This is a genomic window from Streptomyces sp. NBC_00236 (genome assembly GCF_036195045.1).
Classification (GTDB): domain Bacteria; phylum Actinomycetota; class Actinomycetes; order Streptomycetales; family Streptomycetaceae; genus Streptomyces.
The window spans coordinates 2652978-2672497 of the sequence record NZ_CP108100.1; the positions used below are offsets into that span (position 1 = coordinate 2652978).

The 19520-nt window shown below is 69.9% G+C and carries 17 protein-coding genes, 1 tRNA gene and 2 pseudogenes; 7 read left to right on the top strand and 13 right to left on the bottom strand.

Annotation, left to right across the window (positions count from 1 at the left end):
- Positions 1–205: 205 nt before the first annotated feature.
- Together OG446_RS11820 and OG446_RS11825 are read left to right on the top strand one after the other, a co-directional pair.
- Entirely contained in the window at positions 206–961 is a 756-nt protein-coding gene (locus OG446_RS11820) for a transposase family protein (protein WP_328893985.1), read from the top strand.
- A gap of 19 nt (positions 962–980) precedes the next feature.
- Positions 981–1391 (top strand): hypothetical protein, encoded by a 411-nt coding sequence (locus tag OG446_RS11825; protein ID WP_328893986.1) that lies wholly within the window; start codon positions 981–983, stop codon positions 1389–1391.
- A 90-nt stretch (positions 1392–1481) separates the two neighbouring features.
- Here the strand turns inward: OG446_RS11825 and OG446_RS11830 are convergent.
- Together OG446_RS11830 and OG446_RS11835 are read right to left on the bottom strand one after the other, a co-directional pair.
- Positions 1482–2248 (bottom strand): annotated as a pseudogene (locus tag OG446_RS11830) (transposase).
- Positions 2249–2291: 43 nt separating this feature from the next.
- Positions 2292–2804, bottom strand: a complete 513-nt coding sequence (locus OG446_RS11835) for a hypothetical protein (RefSeq protein ID WP_328893987.1) — start codon at positions 2802–2804, stop codon at positions 2292–2294.
- 171 nt (positions 2805–2975) lie between these two features.
- Between OG446_RS11835 and OG446_RS11840 the strand changes: the two are divergent.
- Together OG446_RS11840 and OG446_RS11845 are read left to right on the top strand one after the other, a co-directional pair.
- Positions 2976–4149 (top strand): annotated as a pseudogene (locus OG446_RS11840) (tyrosine-type recombinase/integrase).
- 143 nt (positions 4150–4292) lie between these two features.
- Positions 4293–4919, top strand: a complete 627-nt coding sequence (locus tag OG446_RS11845) for a hypothetical protein (RefSeq protein ID WP_328893988.1) — start codon at positions 4293–4295, stop codon at positions 4917–4919.
- A 226-nt stretch (positions 4920–5145) separates the two neighbouring features.
- Here the strand turns inward: OG446_RS11845 and OG446_RS11850 are convergent, their stop codons facing one another.
- The 4 genes from OG446_RS11850 to OG446_RS11865 all read right to left on the bottom strand — a co-directional run bounded on the left by OG446_RS11850 (position 5146) and on the right by OG446_RS11865 (position 8314).
- Complete coding sequence (locus OG446_RS11850; protein ID WP_328893989.1) at positions 5146–5715, bottom strand: rhodanese-like domain-containing protein; 570 nt, start codon at positions 5713–5715, stop codon at positions 5146–5148.
- A gap of 36 nt (positions 5716–5751) precedes the next feature.
- The gene (locus OG446_RS11855; RefSeq protein WP_328893990.1) at positions 5752–6495 is read right to left on the bottom strand and encodes a sulfite exporter TauE/SafE family protein; all 744 of its coding nucleotides are present in this window, start codon (positions 6493–6495) and stop codon (positions 5752–5754) included.
- The gene (locus tag OG446_RS11860) at positions 6492–6851 is read right to left on the bottom strand and encodes a rhodanese-like domain-containing protein (RefSeq protein WP_328893991.1); all 360 of its coding nucleotides are present in this window, start codon (positions 6849–6851) and stop codon (positions 6492–6494) included. The genes OG446_RS11855 and OG446_RS11860 overlap by 4 nt, the downstream gene beginning before the upstream one ends.
- A gap of 92 nt (positions 6852–6943) precedes the next feature.
- Positions 6944–8314: an MBL fold metallo-hydrolase gene (locus OG446_RS11865; RefSeq protein WP_328893992.1), complete on the bottom strand. Its 1371-nt coding sequence runs from the start codon at positions 8312–8314 to the stop codon at positions 6944–6946.
- Positions 8315–8433: 119 nt separating this feature from the next.
- On the opposite strand from OG446_RS11865, the gene OG446_RS11870 reads away from it, so the two are divergent.
- Both OG446_RS11870 and OG446_RS11875 read left to right on the top strand, forming a co-directional pair.
- Positions 8434–8835: a DUF302 domain-containing protein gene (locus OG446_RS11870; protein ID WP_328893993.1), complete on the top strand. Its 402-nt coding sequence runs from the start codon at positions 8434–8436 to the stop codon at positions 8833–8835.
- Positions 8832–9134 carry a metal-sensitive transcriptional regulator gene (locus OG446_RS11875; RefSeq protein WP_328893994.1) on the top strand — a complete coding sequence of 101 codons (303 nt, stop codon included), beginning with the start codon at positions 8832–8834 and terminating at the stop codon, positions 9132–9134. The genes OG446_RS11870 and OG446_RS11875 overlap by 4 nt, the downstream gene beginning before the upstream one ends.
- Before the next feature lie 255 nt (positions 9135–9389).
- Here OG446_RS11875 and OG446_RS11880 read toward each other — a convergent pair whose 3' ends face one another.
- The 4 genes from OG446_RS11880 to OG446_RS11895 form a co-directional block, all read right to left on the bottom strand.
- Positions 9390–10847: an LAETG motif-containing sortase-dependent surface protein gene (locus OG446_RS11880; RefSeq protein WP_328893995.1), complete on the bottom strand. Its 1458-nt coding sequence runs from the start codon at positions 10845–10847 to the stop codon at positions 9390–9392.
- 257 nt (positions 10848–11104) lie between these two features.
- Positions 11105–11683, bottom strand: coding sequence for a single-stranded DNA-binding protein (locus OG446_RS11885; RefSeq protein WP_328893996.1), 579 nt, complete (start codon positions 11681–11683; stop codon positions 11105–11107).
- Positions 11684–11786: 103 nt separating this feature from the next.
- On the bottom strand, positions 11787–13754 hold the full coding sequence (locus tag OG446_RS11890) for a YfjP family GTPase (RefSeq protein ID WP_328893997.1): 1968 nt from the start codon (positions 13752–13754) through the stop codon (positions 11787–11789).
- The gene (locus tag OG446_RS11895) at positions 13751–15403 is read right to left on the bottom strand and encodes a dynamin family protein (protein ID WP_328898277.1); all 1653 of its coding nucleotides are present in this window, start codon (positions 15401–15403) and stop codon (positions 13751–13753) included. The genes OG446_RS11890 and OG446_RS11895 overlap by 4 nt, the downstream gene beginning before the upstream one ends.
- A 317-nt stretch (positions 15404–15720) precedes the next feature.
- Here OG446_RS11895 and OG446_RS11900 point away from each other — a divergent pair.
- A tRNA-Arg gene (locus tag OG446_RS11900) sits at positions 15721–15793 on the top strand.
- Between the two features lie 201 nt (positions 15794–15994).
- On the opposite strand, the gene OG446_RS11905 is transcribed toward OG446_RS11900, so the two are convergent.
- From OG446_RS11905 to OG446_RS11915, 3 genes are all read right to left on the bottom strand, one after another.
- Positions 15995–17152, bottom strand: coding sequence for a tyrosine-type recombinase/integrase (locus tag OG446_RS11905; RefSeq protein WP_328893998.1), 1158 nt, complete (start codon positions 17150–17152; stop codon positions 15995–15997).
- A 230-nt stretch (positions 17153–17382) separates the two neighbouring features.
- On the bottom strand, positions 17383–17619 hold the full coding sequence (locus OG446_RS11910) for a helix-turn-helix transcriptional regulator (protein WP_328893999.1): 237 nt from the start codon (positions 17617–17619) through the stop codon (positions 17383–17385).
- 421 nt (positions 17620–18040) lie between these two features.
- Positions 18041–19519 carry an ATP-binding protein gene (locus OG446_RS11915; RefSeq protein ID WP_328894000.1) on the bottom strand — a complete coding sequence of 493 codons (1479 nt, stop codon included), beginning with the start codon at positions 19517–19519 and terminating at the stop codon, positions 18041–18043.
- Position 19520 lies beyond the last annotated feature (1 nt).

Below are 19520 nucleotides of genomic sequence, written 5' to 3' on the forward strand. Positions count from 1 at the left end.
GTGACTCCACCGGATTTCATGGGAAACCGCAGCACGCCGTACCGACGCAGTCCCCACTCCACCAGCTCCCCATCGGCCACGATGGGACAACGAACCCTTCTCGAGCTGCGGTGCCTGACCGCGAGTTGGACTGTCCTGCGCAACGACGAAGCTCCTGGTAGACGGGTTCTCGACCAAGATCACCTTTATCCGCCAGGAGCTTCGCGTGCTTCTCTACCCGTCCTCGATTGATCTGTCCAGCCGCACCCTGCGGTTCTTGACCGGACAACTGACAGCCCGGCGGCAGGAGATCGGAACGCGGTGGCGGCGCCTTCCCGCCGCACGTCAGGCACTGCTCGCCCTGGCCCATCTACGGTGCGGTGACACCTACGCCCAGCTCGCTGCCGGGTTCGACATCGGGATCGCGACCGTCTACCGCTACATATGTGAAGCCGTCGAGGCCCTGGCCGCCCTTGCCCCCTCCCTGGCCGAGGCGATGAAGACGATCCGGACGAAGGCGTTCGTGATCCTCGACGGCACCCTGCTGCAGATCGACCGCATCGCCGTCGACACCCCGTACTACTCCGGGAAACACAAACGCCACGGCATGAATGTCCAGGTCCTCACCGATCCGTTCGGACGGCTGCTCTGGGCCTCGCCGGCTCTGCCCGGCTCGACTCACGACCTGACCGCCGCGCGGCAGCACGGCATCATCGAAGCCCTCGCCGATGCGGGACTCAAATGCTGGGCGGACAAGGCATATCAAGGCGCCGGCGGACCCGTCCGCGTACCGTTTCGGGGCCGCCACCTCAAGCGATGGAAGCGTCGCCACAACACCACCCACGCCAAGATCCGCTGCCTCGGCGAGCGGGCCATGGCCACCCTCAAGGGCTGGCGCCTCCTGCGGAAGCTCCGCTGCAGCACCAACCGAATCACCGACGTGGTGAAGGCTGTCCTCGTCCTTCACCACGCATCAGCGTGAGGTTGGAAAAGGCTCAGTCATGGCTGGCAGCCGCGTCCTGCCCGAGGAGCGCCTAATCGACCTGTGCATCACCGCAGAGTCCCTGTTCGTACACCACTCCGGGCTCCCCCGGACACAGAACAAGCGCGAACACCTCGTCGCCGGCGCGAAGGCACTTCTGACTAGCGACCCGGAACTGGACACCGAGGATCGGCACATCGAGCAACTGATCCGGGGCGCCTACCGTCGGCGTAACACCGAGATGCACGGAGATGTCGCGGAAACCGAACTCCTTTGTCTCCTCGACGGCTCCACAACCCACGACCTAAGCGCTCTGGTCGGCGACCTCGAACGTCTGCTGCGCCGCGCCGCCCGCCTCTTCCTGCTCCGGGCTATCGTTCCCGGAAGGGGACGTGAGGCGACCACGAGGCCCATGACCGCGTCTTCATGAGAAGCCTGGGGCACGCTTCGTCTAAGGGCTGTCCCGTAAATGATCTCCGAGCTGCTTCGGGAGTCCTTGGCCGTTGTGCGGGCCGCTCGCTTATCCGGCGAGGGCGAGGTTGTGCATCCGGGCGATGCCGAGCATGGCGTGGTGGACTCCGTCGCCCTTGAGACGGCAGTCGCGGAGGATCTTCCAGGTCTTCATGCGCGCGAAGACGTGCTCGACGCGGGCGCGGACCTGCTTATGGGACTTGTTGTGCGCCTGCTTCCACTCGGACAGGTCTTCGCCTTTGCGGCGGTGGTGGGGTATGACGAGTCCGGTGCCGGGATAGCCGCCGTCCGCGATCGTCATGGTCCGGCCGACGGCGGCCTTGGCGCCGGATTCCTCCCACGCCTTGCAGTCGTTGCGGTTGCCGGGCAGGGGCTTGCCGACCACGACGACCAGGCGGGTGTCGGCGTCGATCACGACCTGGTGGTTGGTCGAGTACCGGTAGTTCTTGGACTGCTCCGCCACCGCGTGGTCCCGGGTCGGGACCAAGGTGCCGTCCACGATGAGCACGGTGCCCTTGGCGAACCGCCTCCGGGGCTGGAGCGCGAGCATCGGCCCGAGGTGGTCGATGATGCGGTCCGCCGCCGACTTGGACACCCCGAAGAGCGGGGCGAGCTGGCGCATCGTCAAGTTCGTGCGCCAGTACGCCGCGACCAGCAGGACCCGGTCCTCCAGCGGGAGGCTCCACGGCCGGCCCTTGCGGACCGCATCCGCACCCTCGCGCCGCAGTACGGTCACCAGCTTGCCGAACAGGCGAGGGCTCAGCCCGGCGACGGGGCTATCCAGAACGACTCCGACGCCGTGATCACACCAGCCACATCAAGATCATCTCACCCGTGACCAGCAGTTACGGGGCAACCCTTAGATTCTTCCTCGCACGAACCGGGTCCGGTGCCCGAGTACCTGACCCAGCTCCGTAACGAACTCCGGCAGCAACGCGGACCCGTTCCAGAACTCGAGCCCCAGGTACGCGAAGGCAAGCCCGTCCCCCGCCCACTCCCACACAGCCAGCGACACCACCCTTCCGCACGCCGGACACGGCACTTCGCCCCTGCCGGTGTTCCACCATGCGTCCATCACCGGCGAGAACGTCTCGCGGTGTCCATCCCCGAACGCCGCCCCGCAGTACGGACAGACCGGCGGTCCGCTCTGCTGCGGCGAGAAGAACACCGTCCGCCCCGTGACAACCGTCAGCCCGTTGCTCCCGCTCGCTTCCCGGAACCCCGTCGCCCGCTCCCACCGCGGCCCGGGGCCGTGATCCGGCAGCCGCACGATTCCCTCGCCGACCAGCCACGCCGCCACCCGCTCCCCGTGCGCGACGGCGTCCTCGGCGGTCGCCTCCAGGTCAACGATCGTCTGAAAAGAGCTGCTCACAGCCGAACGGTAGGCGGCCTACCCGATTCTGCACAACGGCACATCCGGCACTGCCGCCGCCTGCGACAAGAGCAGAGGGCCCAACTCCCCCGTGCACAGCACATCCCATGCGTGAGCGACAGACCTCCCGAGCCCTGAGATCTATTAACGGGACAGCCCTTAGGTGTTCGAATCGGGCTGCGCTACCGCGCCCGGTACATCGGCCCGGACGGCACCGAGAAGGCCAAGAGCTTCCCGGACAAGCAGAAGCGCTGGCCGACGTGTGGCTGACCAACATCGAAGCCGACATGGCACGCGGCCAGTACATCGACCCGCGAGCGGCACGGACCACTTTCCGTGAGTACACCAAGCGATGGATCGCGGCACTGACCACCGACCTGGCGAGCCGGGCCGCGGTGAAGGGGCGGCTACGCCTCCATGCCCTTCCCTACCTCAGAACGCGTCCGATCGGCTCGTTCCAACCGGAGCACATCCGTGACTGGAATCGTCAGCTCGAAAGTGCCGTGGCCTCAGCCTCCTACCGGCGCCTGATCTTCGATGCGGTCTCCTCCGTGCTCACCGCGGCCGTGGACGACCGTCTGCTGGCCTCGAATCCCTGCCGAGCCCGTTCGGTCAAGGCGCCCCGCCCTGCCCCTCTCGCGTCCATCGGTGGACAGCCTCACAAGTCTTCGCCGTGCGGGCCGGTCTCCCTGAGCGATACCAGGCGATGGCCGACGTCGGGGGCGGTTGTGGCCTTCGTCAGGAGGAGATCTTCGGTCTCGCGGTCGACAACATCGGGGACCTCGGCTGGCTCTACGTCCGGCAGCAAGTGAAGAAGGTCCGCGGCTCTCTCGTCTTCGCACCACCGAAGCGAGGCAAGCTCCGGGATGTTCCGCTCGACCCGAAGGTGTCCGTGGCCCTGACAGAGCATCTGAAGCGCTTCCCGCCGGTCGACGTGACCTTGCCCTGGGTGACGCCCACCGGCCCCAAGGTCACCCATCGGCTCGCCTTCACCGGCAGCGTCGGCACGGCTCTATGGAGCAACGGCTTCGACGACGAGCGGTGGAAGCCCACGCTTGCCTTTGCGGGCATCATCCCGGTGCCGGAGAAGGGGCAGCGATACGCGGCAGCTCGTGAACACGGCATGCACACCCTGCGGCACTTCTACGCCTCGGTCCTTCTGAACGCCGGCAAGAACGTCAAGGCGCTGAGCCTCTAGCTCGGCCACAGCGACCCGGGGTTCACCCTCCGCGTGTACACGCACCTGATGCCGAGCAGCGAAACCCGCACCCGAAAAGCCATCAGCGAGATGTACCGGGCCGCCGGTCACGCCCACGACGGCCCAAAGTCAGCCGACGCTGCCTGAGACAGCCCCTCGTCGACAGGAAATCTGTCGGTGAGGGGCTCCTTCACAGGGCAATCCGCCCCAAGGCCCGAGAAAACATCCGCCGCCACCCCGTCGCGGGCAGAATGCCAACGACAGGGTTCTCTCACTCAGTCGGGGGTCAAATGGGAAGCGCTTTCATAGGGTTAGCTGCTGCGGTGGTTGGTGTCACAGGCACGCTAGTTGCCTCTGTCCTGTCGCAACGACTGCTAGGTCGCGTTCAGTCTGAACAGTTCGATCGTCAGCAACTGTTGGCCGAAGCGCAGTGGCGACGCGAACAAGAGGTGGTTGAGCTGAGCCGTCGCCGCGACAGCTACATGCAGGTCAACGCGTCCTTCCGGCGCTACCGAACGCATCTCATGAACTTCCTCTGGATCGTGCACAAAGAAACCGTCACGCCAGATGCGCGGGAGCTGGTCGAGGAGGCCCGACGCGATCATCACTCAGTCTTCGCTGAGGCTCAGCTGATCGCGTCCGCAGCGGTTCTTGCCGAGCTGGATGAAATGTCTGCGGCGTTGTCTGAGGTCTATCGGCGCACCATGTGCTTGGAGGAAGGGAACCCCGACCCGGATGGGTCCTTCGATGGCATACGAGCAGACTTCACCCGTCTTTGGGGGCAATGGGAAAGGATGCGTGGCGTGATGCGCACCGATATCGGCGCCGGGGCCGTCACGGACCACCAGTCGGTGATCGACCCCCGACCGCTCCCCCCTCTCCCGGCTGGCGGCCCACAGACGGCCCAAGCCGCCTGACACGGCCCCTCATTGGCAGGAAAACTGCTGGTGAGGGGCTGTTTTGTGCCCTCCCCCGGAAAGAAACACCCCATCTTGCCTGACTGCTACCTCTTGACGGAAACCCGTATCGGTGGGTGGGCCTGACCTGGGGCTTCCGGCCAGGCCCGGTAGCCGGCACCGCACGGACAGTCGCCACCCGTCACTCCGGTCCCCCCGCACGGACCGGCGTGCCGCCGTGTCGCGGTCAGTGGCTCCGCATGGCGGCCAGGGTGTCGTCGAGGTCGGTGCGACGGGTGCGGTTGTAGGGGAGCTTCACTAGCAGGGTGGCCATGGCGCAGCTGTTGGAGAGGGCGGAGTAGACGAGGCCTCCGGCGACTCCGGCGGAGAGCAGCTGGAAGGCGGGATGAACCACCTGGCCGAGGAGCAGCCCGCCCAGGACGAGGGAGCCCGCGGTGAGGCGGACCTGGCGGTCCATGGCCCATTTGGGCGTTGCGGTCGTGGCCGGGCGGTGCAGGTCTCCTCCTGCCGAGGCCCAGGCGGCGGTTCCGCCTTCGAGGCTCGCGGCGCGTATGCCGTGGCGGGCCAGCGTCGCGCCGGCGCTCTCGGAGCGGGTACCGGAGGCGCAGACCACGAGGAGGTCTCCGCGGCCGGACACCTCGCGAACGACGGGCAGCGCGTACTCGAGGTCGTCGAGGGGGATGTTGTGGGCGCCGGGCAGGTGTCCGCCGGCGTATTCGCCGGGGGTGCGGACGTCGATGACGACGAGGGTGTGCAGGCGCTCGCGGACGGCGGAGGTGGTGAGGGTCGGGGTCATGGGCTAGTTCTGCCTTTCGGTTCGGGTGGGGCGGGGTCAGATGAGGGCGTCGAGGAGCATGAGGGCGGCCACTGCGAGCAGGACGTAGGCGAAGACGTGCTGAAGGCGGTTGCCGGAGATCTTCGCGGCGAGGCGTTTGCCGTCCCAGGCGCCGAGGATCGCGGCTCCCGTGAAGGGTGCGATGACGGCCCAGTCGAGGCCGTCGGCGGTGCCGGTGCGGGTGACGAGCGCGGCGAGCGAGTTGATGATGATCACCAGGAGGCTGGTGCCGACGGCTGCCTTCATGCGCATGCCGAGGACTCCGACGAGGGCCGGTACGGCGAGGAAGCCGCCGCCGACGCCGAGCACGCCGGTGACGGCGCCGAGGCCGGCTCCGGCTCCCGCGGCCCTGGCCGGCCGCGGGGGCTGGTCCGGTGCGGGACGGCTGGGGCGGAGCATGCGCCAGGCCGCGAGTGCGGCGACCACCGAGAATGCGACGGTCAGTACGGGTGCGGGCACGTGACCGGCGGCGATGCCGCCGAGCATGGCAGGGCCGATACCCGCGGCGGCGAACAGCAGACCGGCCCGCCAGCGGACGTTGCCGTCCCGGGCGTGGGCGACCAGGGAACTGATGGAGGTCGCGGCGACGATGATCAGGCTGGCGGTGGTGGCGGCGACGGGACTGAAGCCGAGCAGGTAGATCAGCGCGGGCACGGCCAGGACGCTGCCGCCCCCGCCGAGTCCGCCCAGGGCCAGGCCGACCAGCGCTCCCGCCACCAGGGCGAGGATGAGGACGCTCATATGACGGTCCCCGCGGCCCCGGCGGCATCCTGGACCGGAAGTCCCCGGCTGACCCATTCCTTCACGCCGCCGGTGACGTCCACGGCGTACGTACCCCGTTCACGGAGCAGGCGGACGGCCTCCTGCGAACGCTTTCCGGAGCGGCAGATCAGCACGAGTCGCGAGCCGGCCGGTGCGCCGGGCGCCTTCGCTCCGGCCGCCAGCCGGGACAGCGGCAGGTGCCGTGCTCCGGGGATGTGTCCGGCCTGCCACTCCTCGCTCTCGCGCACGTCCAGCAGGACGGCAGTGGCTTCCCGGAACAGGTGGTGGGCCTCCACGACGTCGAGCCGTCCGGGAGCGGTGGGGAAGACGGGCATGGTGGGAGTCCTCTCGGTGTCGATGGCGACCGCCGCGACGCCACTGCCCCTCTCGTGGGGGAGGTCGTCAGGGTTCGAAGCGTTCACAGGGTTCAGGCGGCGGTGCGGACGGTCAGGCCGGCTTCTGCGGCCCGGTCGAAGCCGTCATCGACGGCGATCACGTCGCGCCCGGCCGCGTCCAGCAACGAGGCCGCGATCCCGGCCCGCATCCCGCCGGCGCAGTGCACCCACACGTCCCCGGCGGGCACCTCGTCGATCCGCTGGTGCAGCGTGTGTACGGGAATGTGGACCGATCCCTCGATGTACCCGCCGGCCCGCTCGGAATCGCGGCGGACGTCCAGGACCACGGGAGCGTGCTCCGCCCGGGAGAGCGCGGCGGCCAGGTCGGCGAAGGCCGCGCGGCGGAACGAGGCCGCAGCGTCACCCGGGCGCAGCCAGTCGGACGGGGAGCCGGTCGCGGCGGCGGCGGGGCGGTCGATCCCGACCCGGACCAGTTCGCGCTGGGCGTCGGCCAGTTGCTGGGGTGTCTCCGCGAGCAGGGTGACGGGCTTGCCCCAGGGGATCATCCACGCCAGGTAGGTGGCGATCTTGCCGTCGGCCTCGAAGTTGAACGAACCGGCGACGTGCCCCTGGGCGAACGCGACACGGTTGCGCACATCCACGACCCACTCACCGGCTGCGAGCCGCGCGGCGATCTCCTCGGCGTCCGCGCGCCGGGGGGAGGTCAGATCGACGGGGTCGGGCCCCGCAGAGTTGGCCGGTCCCATGTGTACGTAGTAGGCGGGGACGTCCTCCAGGCCCGCCAGCAGACCGGCGACGAAGGAGTCGACGTCCTGCGCCAGGGCTGAGTTCAGGGTCTTCTCCCGGCCGATGGTGCTCGCGTCGCCCTCGGCCTGCCCGGAGGAGCAGAAGCTGCCGAAACCGTGGGTGGGCAGAACCGAGGTGTCGTCGGGCAGCTCCGCGGCCAGTCGGTGCGCGGAGGCGTGCTGGGCGCGGGCGAGCTGTTCGGTGAGGCGGGGCTCGACCAGGTCGGGGCGGCCCACGGTACCGATGAGCAGGGAACCGCCGGTGAACGCGGCGACCGGCGCACCGCCGTCCTCCAGCACGTACGCCGTGTGGTGCGGGGTGTGGCCGGGGGTGGCCAGCGCCCTCACGGACAGCTCCTGGTCGACCTCGATCACGTCGCCGTCGCTGACCGGCACGCGGGCGAAGGAGACCTGGGCCGCGGCCGGCACCAGGTAGGCGGCGCCGGTCAGCCGGGCCAGCTCCAGTCCACCGGTCACGTAGTCGTTGTGGATGTGGGTCTCCACGACGTGCGTGATGCGCACCCCGCGCCGCGCGGCCGCTTCGATCACCCGGTCGATGTCGCGCGGCGGATCGACCGCCACCGCGGTTCGGGAGCCACCGGCGAGGTAGTGCCGGTTGCCCAGCCCTTCGATCTCGATGGTGTCGACGAAGAACATGCTGTGCTCACTCCATCCATGGATACCCCCCTGGGTATTAAATCCACCGTAACAGATTACCCCCGGGGGTATAGTCGGAGAGGTATCGCCCCTTTTATCCGCTCTCAGGAAGGAAGATCATGGGATACGACAGGACCGTGCGCGTCGGCGCCGGCTTCGCCCGCACCGTGACCGCCGCTCGCCAGGCCCTTGCCGAGCAGGGCTTCGGCGTGCTCACCGAGATCGACGTGGCCGCGACCCTCAAGGACAAGCTCGGCCGGGACATGGAGAACTACCTGATCCTGGGCGCCTGCAACCCGCAGTTGGCGGAGCGGGCCCTCGACACCGACCGGAGCATCGGGCTCCTGCTGCCCTGCAACGTGGTGGTGCGCACCGAGGGGGCACAGACGGTGGTGCAGGCGCTGGACCCCGCCACCATGGTCACGATGACCGGTCTCGACGCCCTCGCACCGGTCGCGGACGAGGCCACCCGCAGACTGGACGACGCGCTCGCCCGGCTCGCCGAGGAGCTCAACGGATGAGCCCCGCCCCGGAGAGCACCGGAGCCGCGACCGCGGCGGACGAGGCGTCAGCCCGTGCCGTACTCAACCGTCTGCGCCGCGCCCAGGGGCAGTTGGCGGGAGTCATCACCATGGTCGAGGAAGGCCGCGACTGCCGGGATGTGGTGACCCAGCTCGCCGCCGTCAGCCGGGCGCTGGACCGTGCCGGTTTCAAAATCATCGCGGGGCGCATGCGTGAGTGCCTGACCGCCCCCGAGGAGGGCGGCACCCCCGTCATGAACGAGGCGGAACTGGAGAAGCTCTTCCTCACCCTGGCCTGAGCACACCGGTGACGCAGAACTGGAGAAGCTCTTCCTCACCCTGGCCCGAACACACCGGTGACGCAGAACTGGAGAAGCCCTCCTGACCCTGGCCCGAACACACCGGACAGGGAACACCGGACACGGCGCACCGGGCCCAACCCTCCGGTGCGCGGTATCGGGCAGCCCGGTCGGGGACGCGAGGGCCCCGGTACGCCGAAGCCGTACCGGGGCCGCTGTCAGCGCTTCGCAACCGTGCGCCGTCGTCTGTGCTCGTTACTCGCCCGAGGACTGGTCCTTGCGGCGGCGGAGGAGGAAGACCGAGCCGCCGCCGATGACGACCAGGGCGATGGCGATGCCCGCGATCATCGGGGTGGCGTTGGAGCTGCCGGTCTCGGCCAGGTTGCCTTCGGCGCCCGCACCCGCCGTATTGCCGCCGGCCGTGGCGGTGGTCGTGGTGGGCTGTTCGGCGGTCTGGGTGGTGAGGCCGTCGGTGCCGCTGCCGGTGGTCTTGCAGTCCAGGACGCCCTTGAACGTGCGGCTGAACCCGCCCGGTCCGGTGACCGTGACGTCATACGCCTGGTCCTCGGCGACCGGCACGGTCACCGTCTCGGACTTGCCGGGCGCGACGGTGTGCTGCGCCCCGGCCAGTTCGTACGTGAAGGCCTCGTCGCCCGTGTTGCTCGTGGTGACGTCCACGCCGCCCTTGGCGCAGTTCTTCTTCGCGGTGACCGCGGGGATCGCGCCCTTGCCGGCCCAGGTCGCGGTGGCGCTCGCGGAGACCGTGGACTCGCTGGAGCCGGCCAGGATCTGGGTCTGGCTCTTGGTGGCACCGGCGAAGGCCCGGCCGACGGGGACCGAGGTGGTGGCCTGGACCGTCAGGGAGGCGGAGCCGTCGGCGGCGCCTGCCGGGATGTCGAAGTAGAGCTGGGAGCCGTTGGTGGCCGTGGTGACGGCCTTGCCCTTCTTGTCGGTGATGCGGATGCCGCTGGCGGAGTCCGCGGGCGGGTTCACCGAGACCTGCCCGGCATTGGTGCGGACGGTGACCGGGCCGAGGCGCTTGCCGGAGTTGCCGGACACCGCGACCGGGTCCAGGGCGAGGGACGCCCTGGGCTCGGCGGTGTCGGTGGCGGACTTCTGCAGCCAGTCGGCGAGCTTCTCCGCCTGGCCGTCGGACGCGGTCACGTCGGCGTTGTCCGAGTAGCGCCAGATGGCGACCTGGGTGCCGGCCGCCGCGGTCCGCTCGGTGAGCGGGCCCGTGCCCGCCTCCTCGGCGAGTGCCTGGAGGTCGTCGATCTTCGGGTAGGAGTGCTCCAGGATCCAGCGGATCTTGCCGGCGTTCTTGTTCGTGCCGAGCGAGGTCTGGTTCCAGGGGGTCTCCAGGTACTTCGCCTGGTCCTGGGTGGGGTTGTGGATGTCGATGCAGTACGTCTTGAACTTGCCGCCGCCGTCGACCGTCATCTCGAAGAGCCCTGCGGGCAGCTTCTGGTTCTTGCCGTCGGGGGCGTGGAGGACCGCGCTGTCGAACGTCTTCAGCCCGTCCAGGGTCGCGGTCGCGCCGCCCTGGTGCGGGGGTGCCTCGTCGGCGACCGCGCCGCCCGCTCCGGTGAGGGCGCCGGCCACGACCAGGCCGCTTGCCACTACCGAGGCGGCCAGCCGGGCTATGCCCCGGGTCCGTCGGGGTTCGGCCGTCGTCGTGGATGACGAGGCGGTCGCTGAAGAAGCAGAAAACACAGAATTCCCCTCCGGGCGAGACCCTCGCGTCCGTTACGCGTGTGGGGAATGTCCCGCCAGCCGACTCAAGTGCCCTGTGAGTACTGAGGAATCCTAAAGACCGCGCGAAGCACAGTCCCCCGTCATACCGTCCGACAACCATTCCGAATCGGAATCGTTATGCCGGGTAACGTCCTGCCCGGGAGGGCAACGGGGCGAAGGCCGGACAGAGAGCTCGGGCCGGAATGCGGCCCTCGCCGCCTCTGCCCCGTGGCGTGTCAGGGCACCGACACCAGTTCCGGTTCGGCTTTCTGACGTACCGTCCGGCGCCTGGTGACAGGGCGTTCCGCCGGGACGGACGCCGTCGGCTCACGCTCCGCATTCCTTGACTCCGCCCGGTCCGCAGGCTGTTCGCTCTCCGCCGGACAGTCCCGCACCGCCCACTCGTCCGGCTCGTCGGCCCGCCGCGCCCCGTTCCGCGCCGTCAGCCCCGGCTCGCCCCTGACCACACGCCGGAAGGCCGACGTCCCCCGGGTCAGATCGTGTCCCACCGCCACCGCCTCGATGTCCACGAAGGTCCGGCGCTGCCCCTCCCGTTCCTCCTCGCGCACCTTCAGCCTGCCGTGCACCACCAAGGGTTCCCCCACGGCCACGGAACCCGTCAGATTCGCTGCCAGGGTGCGCCAGGCCCACACCGTGTAGAAGCTGGTGTGCCCGTCCGTCCAGAGCGCCTTCTCCCTGTCCCACCGCCGCGGCGTCACCGCGAACCGGAATCGCGCCATTCCTCCACTCGCCGTTTCCCGGAACTCCACACCGGTCGCCGCGTTCCCCACCAGCGTCACCAAGGTCTCGTTCATGACTCCGCCTCCCCTTCGGTCCGGATATCGGTGACCGCGCTCCTGCGTCCGGTCACTGATCCCATGGTGAAGGGGAGGCGGAATTCCCGCTGAAGCCTGTGGACTAACGGACCGTTGTGGAAAACTCCGTCACCGCCACGAAGCGCTCGCGCACCTCCCGGTAGCGCACCAGTTCCGCCGAAACGGGGTCGAGCACCCGCGCCCGCCCGCAGGCCGCCGCTGCCTCGCGCAGCCTTCGTTCGGCCTCCTGGCCGTACCGGCGCGCGGGCCCCCGGGCAGCCGCCGCGCACGACCACTCCACCAACGGGCCGCCGATGATGCCCGCCAGCATCACCAGAGCGGGCGTCAGCAGCCCCGGCTGCAGGACGCCGATGATCTGGCCGGCCAGCCACAGACCGCCGAAGACCTGCAGCAGCGTCATCACCACCTGGGCCAGTACGGCCGCGGGCCACCAGGCAGGCCGCGGGGGCTTCGTGCCACGCCCCGGGTGAGCCTGAGCCGCATCTCCTCGGTCACCGGCCGCCGCACCGGCCGTAGCGCCGTCGTCCGCGCCCCGGCCCTCCGTCCCCGCTGCCCGCGCTGCCAGTTCGTCGAGTGCCTCCGGCAGCCCCTGCGCCCCGTGCACGGCGGCTTCGCGCACCGCCTGCGCCCATGGCCCGGGCAGTCCGTCGGCCGCGTCCTCGGCCACGGTGCGCACGGCCTGTTCGACGCGTTGGCGCGCGGTGAGCCGCTCCTCGGGCGGGGCGCCGAGGGCGCCGCGGTCCGGGCCGCCGGGCTGCCGGGTCGACTCGTACCAGCGCCACAGCCGCAGCCACGGCGTCCCGCACGCCCGTCCGGCGTTGCGGCGCCATTCGCGTTCGGCGGCCTGTCCGGCGGCGGCGGCGCCGACGGCCTCCGCGAGGCGGTCGGCGAACTCCTCCCGGGCCCGCTCCCCCAGTCCCGGCCGCCCCTCGGCGACGTACACCGGACGGAGTCGGTCCGCGGCGGCGTCCACGTCCGCGGAGAGCCGGCGCGTGGCCGCCGTACGGTCCTGGACGAACCGGCCCAGCAGTTCGCGCAGTTCCCCCACCCCGTCGCCGGTGAGCGCGGACAGGGACAGGACGGTGGCACCGGGTTCGCCGTGTTCGCCCAGCGCCATGCCGTCCTCGTCGAGGAGCCGGCGCAGGTCGTCCAGGACCTGGTCGGCCGCCTCGCCGGGCAGCCGGTCGATCTGGTTGAGGACGACGAAGGTGACCTCCGCGTGTCCGGCGAGGGGCCGCAGGTAACGCTCGTGGAGGGCTGCGTCCGCGTACTTCTCCGGGTCCACCACCCAGATCACCGCGTCGACGAGCGCCAGCACCCGGTCCACCTGGTCGCGGTGCCCGCGCGCCGCCGAGTCGTGGTCGGGCAGGTCGACCAGGACGAGGCCCTGGAGCGCCTCGTCGGCCGCCGTGCTGCCGGGCTGCGGCCTGCGCCTGAGCCGCCCGGGGATCGCGAGCCGGTCCAGCAGGCCCGCGGCGCCGTCCGTCCAGGAGCAGGCGAGGGGTGAGGCGGTGGTGGGCCTGCGGAGTCCGGTCTCGGAGATCTGGGCGCCCGCGAGGGAGTTGAAGAGGGTCGACTTGCCGCTGCCGCTCGCTCCGGCGATGGCGACGACGGTGTGGCGGGAGGAGAGCCGCCTGCGGGCTGCGGCCTCGTCGAGCACCCGCCCCGCCTCCGCGAGGTCGGCCCTCTCCAGCCGGGCCCTGGACAGGCCGACGAGTTCGCGCAGCGCGTCCAGGCGTGAGCTGAGCGGACTGTCGGAGGGCACGTACGCCTCGACCTGCGGCCGTACCTCGTCCTCGGGGACGGCTGCGGGGGCTTCGTCGGGCGCGGCCTCCTCGGTGGCGGCCGCGGCCCGGCGGGCGATGAGGCCGTCGTCCCAGCCTCCGGGCGGCCTGCCGTCGTGGTGTCCGGGATGCTCGCCGGGGCCGGAACCGTCCGGGCCGGAGCGGTCCGTGCCGGAACCATCCGAACCGGAACCGTTCAGGTCGGAGCCACGCCCGGGTACCGGTCCCCGGCTCTGTCCCGGACCCTCGTCAGTGACGGCAGTCATCGCTGCCACCTCTCCTTCTGCAGTACGGACAGCGCGGCAATCAGTTCGGCCTGCGGCTCGGGGGCCACGTCGAGTGCGTCCAGCGGGGCGAGCCGGCGGTCGCGTTCGCCGCCGAGCACCTGGTCGAGATAGGTGGTGAGCAGCGCGCCGCCCTTGTCGCGCAGGCGCAGGGCGCCCTGGACGCCGATGCGTTCGGCCAGTTGCTCTCCGGCGGTACGGGCCCGGCGTCCGCCGAGGAGGGCGGCGGCGAGGAGGGCGGCGACGGTCTCCGCGTCGGGTGCGGTGTTGCGTTCCATGAGCCGCACCTCTTCCTCGGCCAGTTCCTCCAGGACCCGGCGCCACCTCCGTACGGTCATGGCGATCCGGCCGCGGATGTCCTCGGGCGGCCCCCAGCCGCCCGCTTCCCGGCCCGTGGTCTCGAAGCCGAGGACGGCGGCCGCGGGTTCCCGCCGCCAGGTCGTGCGGATCGTCTCGTCGGCGGCGGCCACCGCGCATTCCAGGAGCGCGGCGAGGGACTCCACGAGTGCGTCGAGCACTTCCTCCGAGGTGCTGTAGAGCGGGTAGCCGCGCCACCGGGTCCGCGCGTCCCCGGCGAGTGCCCCGCCGCTCTGGAGCCGTTTCCGTACGCGTGCGCCCTCCTTGCGGTACGCCTCCTCCACCACCCCGGTCAGCCGTACGGCGGCGGCGTACTGCGCCGCGACGGCTCCCGCCAGGGCCGGCATCCGGACGTCGAGGGAGTCGATGACCCCGGCCGCCGTCCGCCCGACCGCCTGCTGACGGGCCGCCGGGTCCTGCGCGCGGTGGGTGAGCCAGGCGCGCAGCGGGGCGACGGCGGTGGTGGGGAGCAGTCCGCTGCCGCCGCCGGCGGACTCGGGCAGTTCGGGAATGGTGAAGCGCGGCACCTCGCCGAGTCCGGCCTTGGTGAGCAGCGCGCCGTACTGCCGTGAGACCTCGGCGATGACCTGGTGCGGGACCCGGTCGAGGACGGTGACGAGGGAGGCGTCGTACTCCTTGGCCGTACGCAGCAGATGCCACGGCACGGCGTCGGCGTAGCGGGAGGCGGTGGTCACCATGACCCAGACGTCCGCCGCGCAGATGAGTTCGGCGGCCAGGACACGGTTGCGCACGACGAGCGAGTCGATGTCGGGGGCGTCCAGCAGGGCGAGGCCGCGCGGCAGCCCGGCGGCGGTCTCGACGCGCAGCGCGGTGCCTTCCTCGGCCGCGCTCCCGTCGAGTCCGTCGAGGTCGTCGCACTGGCCGGGGTCGGCCGACTCCTCGGGCGGCAGCCAGACGCGGGTGAGCTGGGGCAGCACCCGGATGTCGGCGAACCAGTGATGATCATCCGGATGGCAGACGAGCACCGGCGTGCGCGTGGTCGGACGCAGTACCCCGGCTTCGCTGACGCGGCGTCCGACGAGTGAGTTGACGAGCGTCGACTTGCCCGCGCCGGTGGATCCGCCGATGACCGCGAGGAGGGGAGCCTCGGGGTCCTTGAGCCTGGGCAGCAGGTAGTCGTCGAGCTGGGCGAGCAGTTCGATCCTGGTCTGCCGGGCGCGTGGAGCTCCTGGGAGCGGGAGTGGAAGACGCACGGCAGCGACACGGTCGCGCAGGGCGGAAAGTGCGTCGATGAGCTGAGGCCGTACGTCCAAGGTCACCACATGCGAAGAATGCCCAATTTTGGCGCCTTTTTGAAGCGTATAGACACCTCTGCGCGCCGGTTCCTCCGTCCGGACAGACGGGACGAGTGGGGCGCAGGCATAACGAGTGCACAACACCCGGGGCGTCAGGCGTCAAAAGCGATGCATGAATCGCACCCACCTGCGATTATCGTCTCGCTTCACCGAACCTCCACATCGTGCCACGCAGGTGAAGCAACCGGGCCGAGTCAATCGGAGCCCTATCCTTGTCCCGGCAAGGTCACGGACCGCCCGGGTCCAGGGCATCAGGCCACCGAGGTCACCACCCGGCCCCCGTAGCTCAGTGGATAGAGCAGGCGCCTTCTAAGCGCTTGGCCGCAGGTTCGAGTCCTGCCGGGGGCGCACAGCGCACACCACTTTGAGGCCCTCCACCCCGGAGGGCCTTTTCGCTGGTCAGACGCACACTAGACAGTGGCCCGTAGAGGGCGCGTAAGCGCCGGACCGGCCTCGGGAGGCTGTGAGGGCGGTCCGGCGCTGTCCGGCTGTCACCGGGTTTCTACGGGTGGCCACGGAGAATGCACGGAGAAGTTCTCCGCGCCCCCGTCAGCCCACGTCAGGGAGCTCCGGGAGGTCCTCCCCCGCTTCCATCCGCTTCTTGAGCTCGGAGAGCTGACCGGACACACAGCGGGCGTAGATGGCCAGCAGGATCGGCACGCTGTTCCCCGCCCACTCCGCGACCTGCGCCGGCGGAATACCGTCGTTGAGCCACTTGGTCAGCCGCGTGTGCCGCAGGTCGTACACCCGCTTGCCCAAGGGTGAGGCGAACTCATCAGGGGTGAGGACCGTCACGCGAGCGGATCGCCAGGCGCGGCGAATGACGGAGCCTGCGAGCAGCTCGCCCTTCTCCCCCTGGAACAGCAGATCGCTCGGCTTCAGTTTCTCGTCCTTGATGTGCTCGCGCAGGATCCTCGTGAGGGAGGGGTGCCCCGGGACGACGCGGGTGTCGTCCGCGGCTCGCCCCTTCAATCCGCGCTCCTCGTGGATGGCCCCGTTGTCGGTCCAGTTCTTGCCTACCTCCGGCTGAGCCGTGTGGAACAACAGCTCGCACCACTGGTCTGCGACGTCCGGGGCGGGCAGCCGAATGTCCCGCACCCGCATCGCCACCGCTTCCTCGGGGCGTGGGCCGGTGTAGTAGAGCAGCGCGAAGAATGCGTGCAGGCGGGGGCCGCCGCGAGTACGGCCGCGCACCCAGCCCAGCAGCCGGGCCGCTTGGCCCGTGTTCAAGATTGCCCGCTTGTCCACCGCCGACGACGTTTTCGGCGCGGTCCCCCTGCCCTTTGGCAGAGGGTTCGTCCGCAGGACCTTGCGCTTCACGGCGTGCTCCATGGCGACGTTGAGAACGCGCCGATTGCGCTTTACGGAGCTCGCAGCGGCTCGCGTGCCGTCAAGCCGAACATCGAACGCCCGCAGAACTCCGTCCACCTTCGCTGGGTCCTCCCAGGCCGCCATGGACAGCGTGTTCCGTTCCACCCACCTGAGGATGGTCAACACCTCCGGCGGTGCCTCCTGGCGCCGCTTGGTGTTGAAGGCGAACTCACGGAGCGCTGTGCGCACGTCGACTGGCCGGAAGCCTGTCGGCGGCGTCCGCAGCAGAGCAACCGTGGTGGCCGTGAGCGCCTTGGATGTGTTCTTCCGGCTGTTGCCGGCTGTCCGATCCCATTGGAGGTCGGCGAACTGGACAGCGAAGTCGTACCAGTTCACGGCAGTAGCACCCGTCTGATGAGAGACGGGCCGACCCGTGCTGAAGCTGAATGCCTCACCGCGCCTGGTCGCGCTGACCAGCTCGGAGCGGAAAGCGTCCGCGAGTGCTCGTGTCGCGAACGGGGCCCGCTGCTCGTTGCCGTCCAAGGTCCACCGCACGGTGTACGTGGTGCCTCGCGCTCCCTTGTACGTCGCGATCTTCCAGACCTTGACGTTGTACGTCGTTTCCATCAAGCGGCGTCCTCATGGTCGTCGAGCCAGTTGTCCAAGTCGCCCCGCCGTACGCGCAGATCGCCGTTCGGGAGCTTGATGCAGCGGGGGGCGCGGCCCTTCTGGCGCCAGTCGTAGAAGGTGGATCGGGAGACGTGCAGCTCTTCGCAGACTTCGGGAAGGGTGAGCATTCTGGGGCGTGCCACGGCGTGACTCCTCTGCGAGGCGGTCGGGCTGTGAGTGGGTTGGAGCGACATTGCACGGTCCGCGTGTGTCCTAGGTGCGGATTTCTGCGTCACAGCGTCACGAGCGTCACGCGGGCTTGTGACCTGGGGTTTTGCGTGACGCGGGGGTGTGGGGCTGCGTCATCGGTGCGTCACGGGCTGCGTCACGGCGTGACGCAGGTGACGCAGGATGACGCAGAGATTTCCGTCTGCGTCACGCCTGTATCCGCAGGCCAGGGGCTGTGTTTGCCGTCCGCGTGACGCTGTGACGCAGAGCTTCCCTACTTAGGAAAAAAGAAGGGGTGTCTGTAGTAGTACCGGTGGCCCGTCAGAGCGTGAATGAGGGGCCGCTGCGCGGCGCGACCTTTGGGCGGCGTTCCGCCGAACAGCAAGAAGAGCACGCGCCTCCGGGGGCTGGTGCTCCTCTTGCTGTCCGGGCGAACGGGGTCGCAGGTCAGAACGCTTCGGTCTGTTCGGCGGGGGTCGGGATGGCGTCCCGGCGGGTCATTTCGAGGTAGCGGCCCTCGCGGGTGCGGCCGGAGTCGATGATGACCCCACGGGCGGCCAGCGTCGGTTGGAGGCGCTTGAGCCGGTCGGAGAGGACTTTGCCGGTGGTCGGCCACCCTTTGGGCAGGGGCCGCAGATCGTCGCCGCTGTAGACGCCGCTGAGGCAGTGCAGCCACTGGGTGGACGTCATCCGCTGCTCGCCGCCCGGGTCGATGCTGTCGGCGTGCGCGAGGACGGTCTGCGCGAGCAGGTCACCCTCGATCACATCGTCGTTCAGGTCATCCAGGCTGGCCCGGTAAGCGTTCAGCGCTCCGAGGCTGGACGCCGCGTCGAACTGCGCGCACAGGTGCGCGAAGTCGGCCATCCGCAGGTCGGTGGGCGTCTCCGCCTCGGCCGCGCGAACCCTGACCGCAAGGTCCAGGAGGGAGCCGAGGATGACGGGCAAGGCGTCCTCGAACTCTGCCCACAGTTCAGCCTCGGTGCGGCGGACGGTGGGCCGTTCCAGCCGCAGGGGCAGGAGCCGTTCCGCGAGGTCGGGCCGGATGACTCCCACGTCAATGCCGGTCAGCAGCAAGGGGCGTCGGTAGCGGGCCCGGTGGACGTCCCCGTCGGTGAACAGGGCGCGCTTGACGCTCTCGGCCCCGGTGACGATGCAGCACATGGCGTCGGACAGGTCCGGCGTCATGTGGGAGAGGTTGTCCAGTGCAGTGACCCACCCCGCGGCCACGGCAGCGATCAGGTTCTCCTCGTCCTTGGGTGCCCGGCGCAGGTCGCCGCTCATGCCCTCGATGATCCGCACGAGCATCCGGCCGGCCGTGGACTTCCCCGCGCCCTGCGGCCCGGTGAGGAACGGCGCGGGGACCGGTACGGACGGCCCGAGGCAGCCGATCAGCCATGCCATGGCCAGGCACTCGGTTTCGGCGTTGGTGAAGTTCGTGAGCCTGAACAGCAGGTCGATGCCCTTGCCGTCGGTGTCCTTGGCCGGCAGCGGGAGTTCCCCGGTGAGCTGGGTGCGCCGCCAGCACACCTCCCGTGGGTCGGGCACGGTGATGTCCCAGCCGGTGGGGTGGATGCGGACGGACTGCCCGTCGCTGCGGCCCAGGTCCAGCCATGTCGCTCCGTCGAATCCGGGGGCGACGCGGATCTGAACGGCCTGGGTGGCCTCGGTCAGCGCCAGAGCCTCAATCAGGTCCAGTGCCTCTTTGAGCGCGGTCCCGTTGAACACGCCGCGCCCGTCCTTGAACAGGCCGACCATGAGTTCCTGCCGGTGGCTGCCGGTGGTGCCCTGGGAGCGGATCGGGCGGGCGACGGGGTGCCTGTTCTTCTGCGCGTAGACGGTGCCGTCGGCGGTGCGGAAGTACCGGAAGTGCTCTTGCGCGTAGTCGGTGATGATCTCGCGGGCGGGGTTCTTCTCGTCGTCAGCCATG

What these genes read in the sequence shown, in the direction of transcription:
- OG446_RS11825 (WP_328893986.1), top strand. Translation starts at nt 981, where the DNA reads ATGGCTGGCAGCCGCGTCCTGCCCGAGGAGCGCCTAATCGACCTGTGC.
- OG446_RS11845 (WP_328893988.1), top strand. Translation starts at nt 4,293, where the DNA reads ATGGGAAGCGCTTTCATAGGGTTAGCTGCTGCGGTGGTTGGTGTCACA.
- OG446_RS11850 (WP_328893989.1), bottom strand. Translation starts at nt 5,715, where the DNA reads ATGACCCCGACCCTCACCACCTCCGCCGTCCGCGAGCGCCTGCACACC.
- OG446_RS11855 (WP_328893990.1), bottom strand. Translation starts at nt 6,495, where the DNA reads ATGAGCGTCCTCATCCTCGCCCTGGTGGCGGGAGCGCTGGTCGGCCTG.
- OG446_RS11860 (WP_328893991.1), bottom strand. Translation starts at nt 6,851, where the DNA reads ATGCCCGTCTTCCCCACCGCTCCCGGACGGCTCGACGTCGTGGAGGCC.
- OG446_RS11865 (WP_328893992.1), bottom strand. Translation starts at nt 8,314, where the DNA reads ATGTTCTTCGTCGACACCATCGAGATCGAAGGGCTGGGCAACCGGCAC.
- OG446_RS11870 (WP_328893993.1), top strand. Translation starts at nt 8,434, where the DNA reads ATGGGATACGACAGGACCGTGCGCGTCGGCGCCGGCTTCGCCCGCACC.
- OG446_RS11875 (WP_328893994.1), top strand. Translation starts at nt 8,832, where the DNA reads ATGAGCCCCGCCCCGGAGAGCACCGGAGCCGCGACCGCGGCGGACGAG.
- OG446_RS11885 (WP_328893996.1), bottom strand. Translation starts at nt 11,683, where the DNA reads ATGAACGAGACCTTGGTGACGCTGGTGGGGAACGCGGCGACCGGTGTG.
- OG446_RS11890 (WP_328893997.1), bottom strand. Translation starts at nt 13,754, where the DNA reads ATGACTGCCGTCACTGACGAGGGTCCGGGACAGAGCCGGGGACCGGTA.
- OG446_RS11910 (WP_328893999.1), bottom strand. Translation starts at nt 17,619, where the DNA reads ATGTCGCTCCAACCCACTCACAGCCCGACCGCCTCGCAGAGGAGTCAC.
- OG446_RS11915 (WP_328894000.1), bottom strand. Translation starts at nt 19,519, where the DNA reads ATGGCTGACGACGAGAAGAACCCCGCCCGCGAGATCATCACCGACTAC.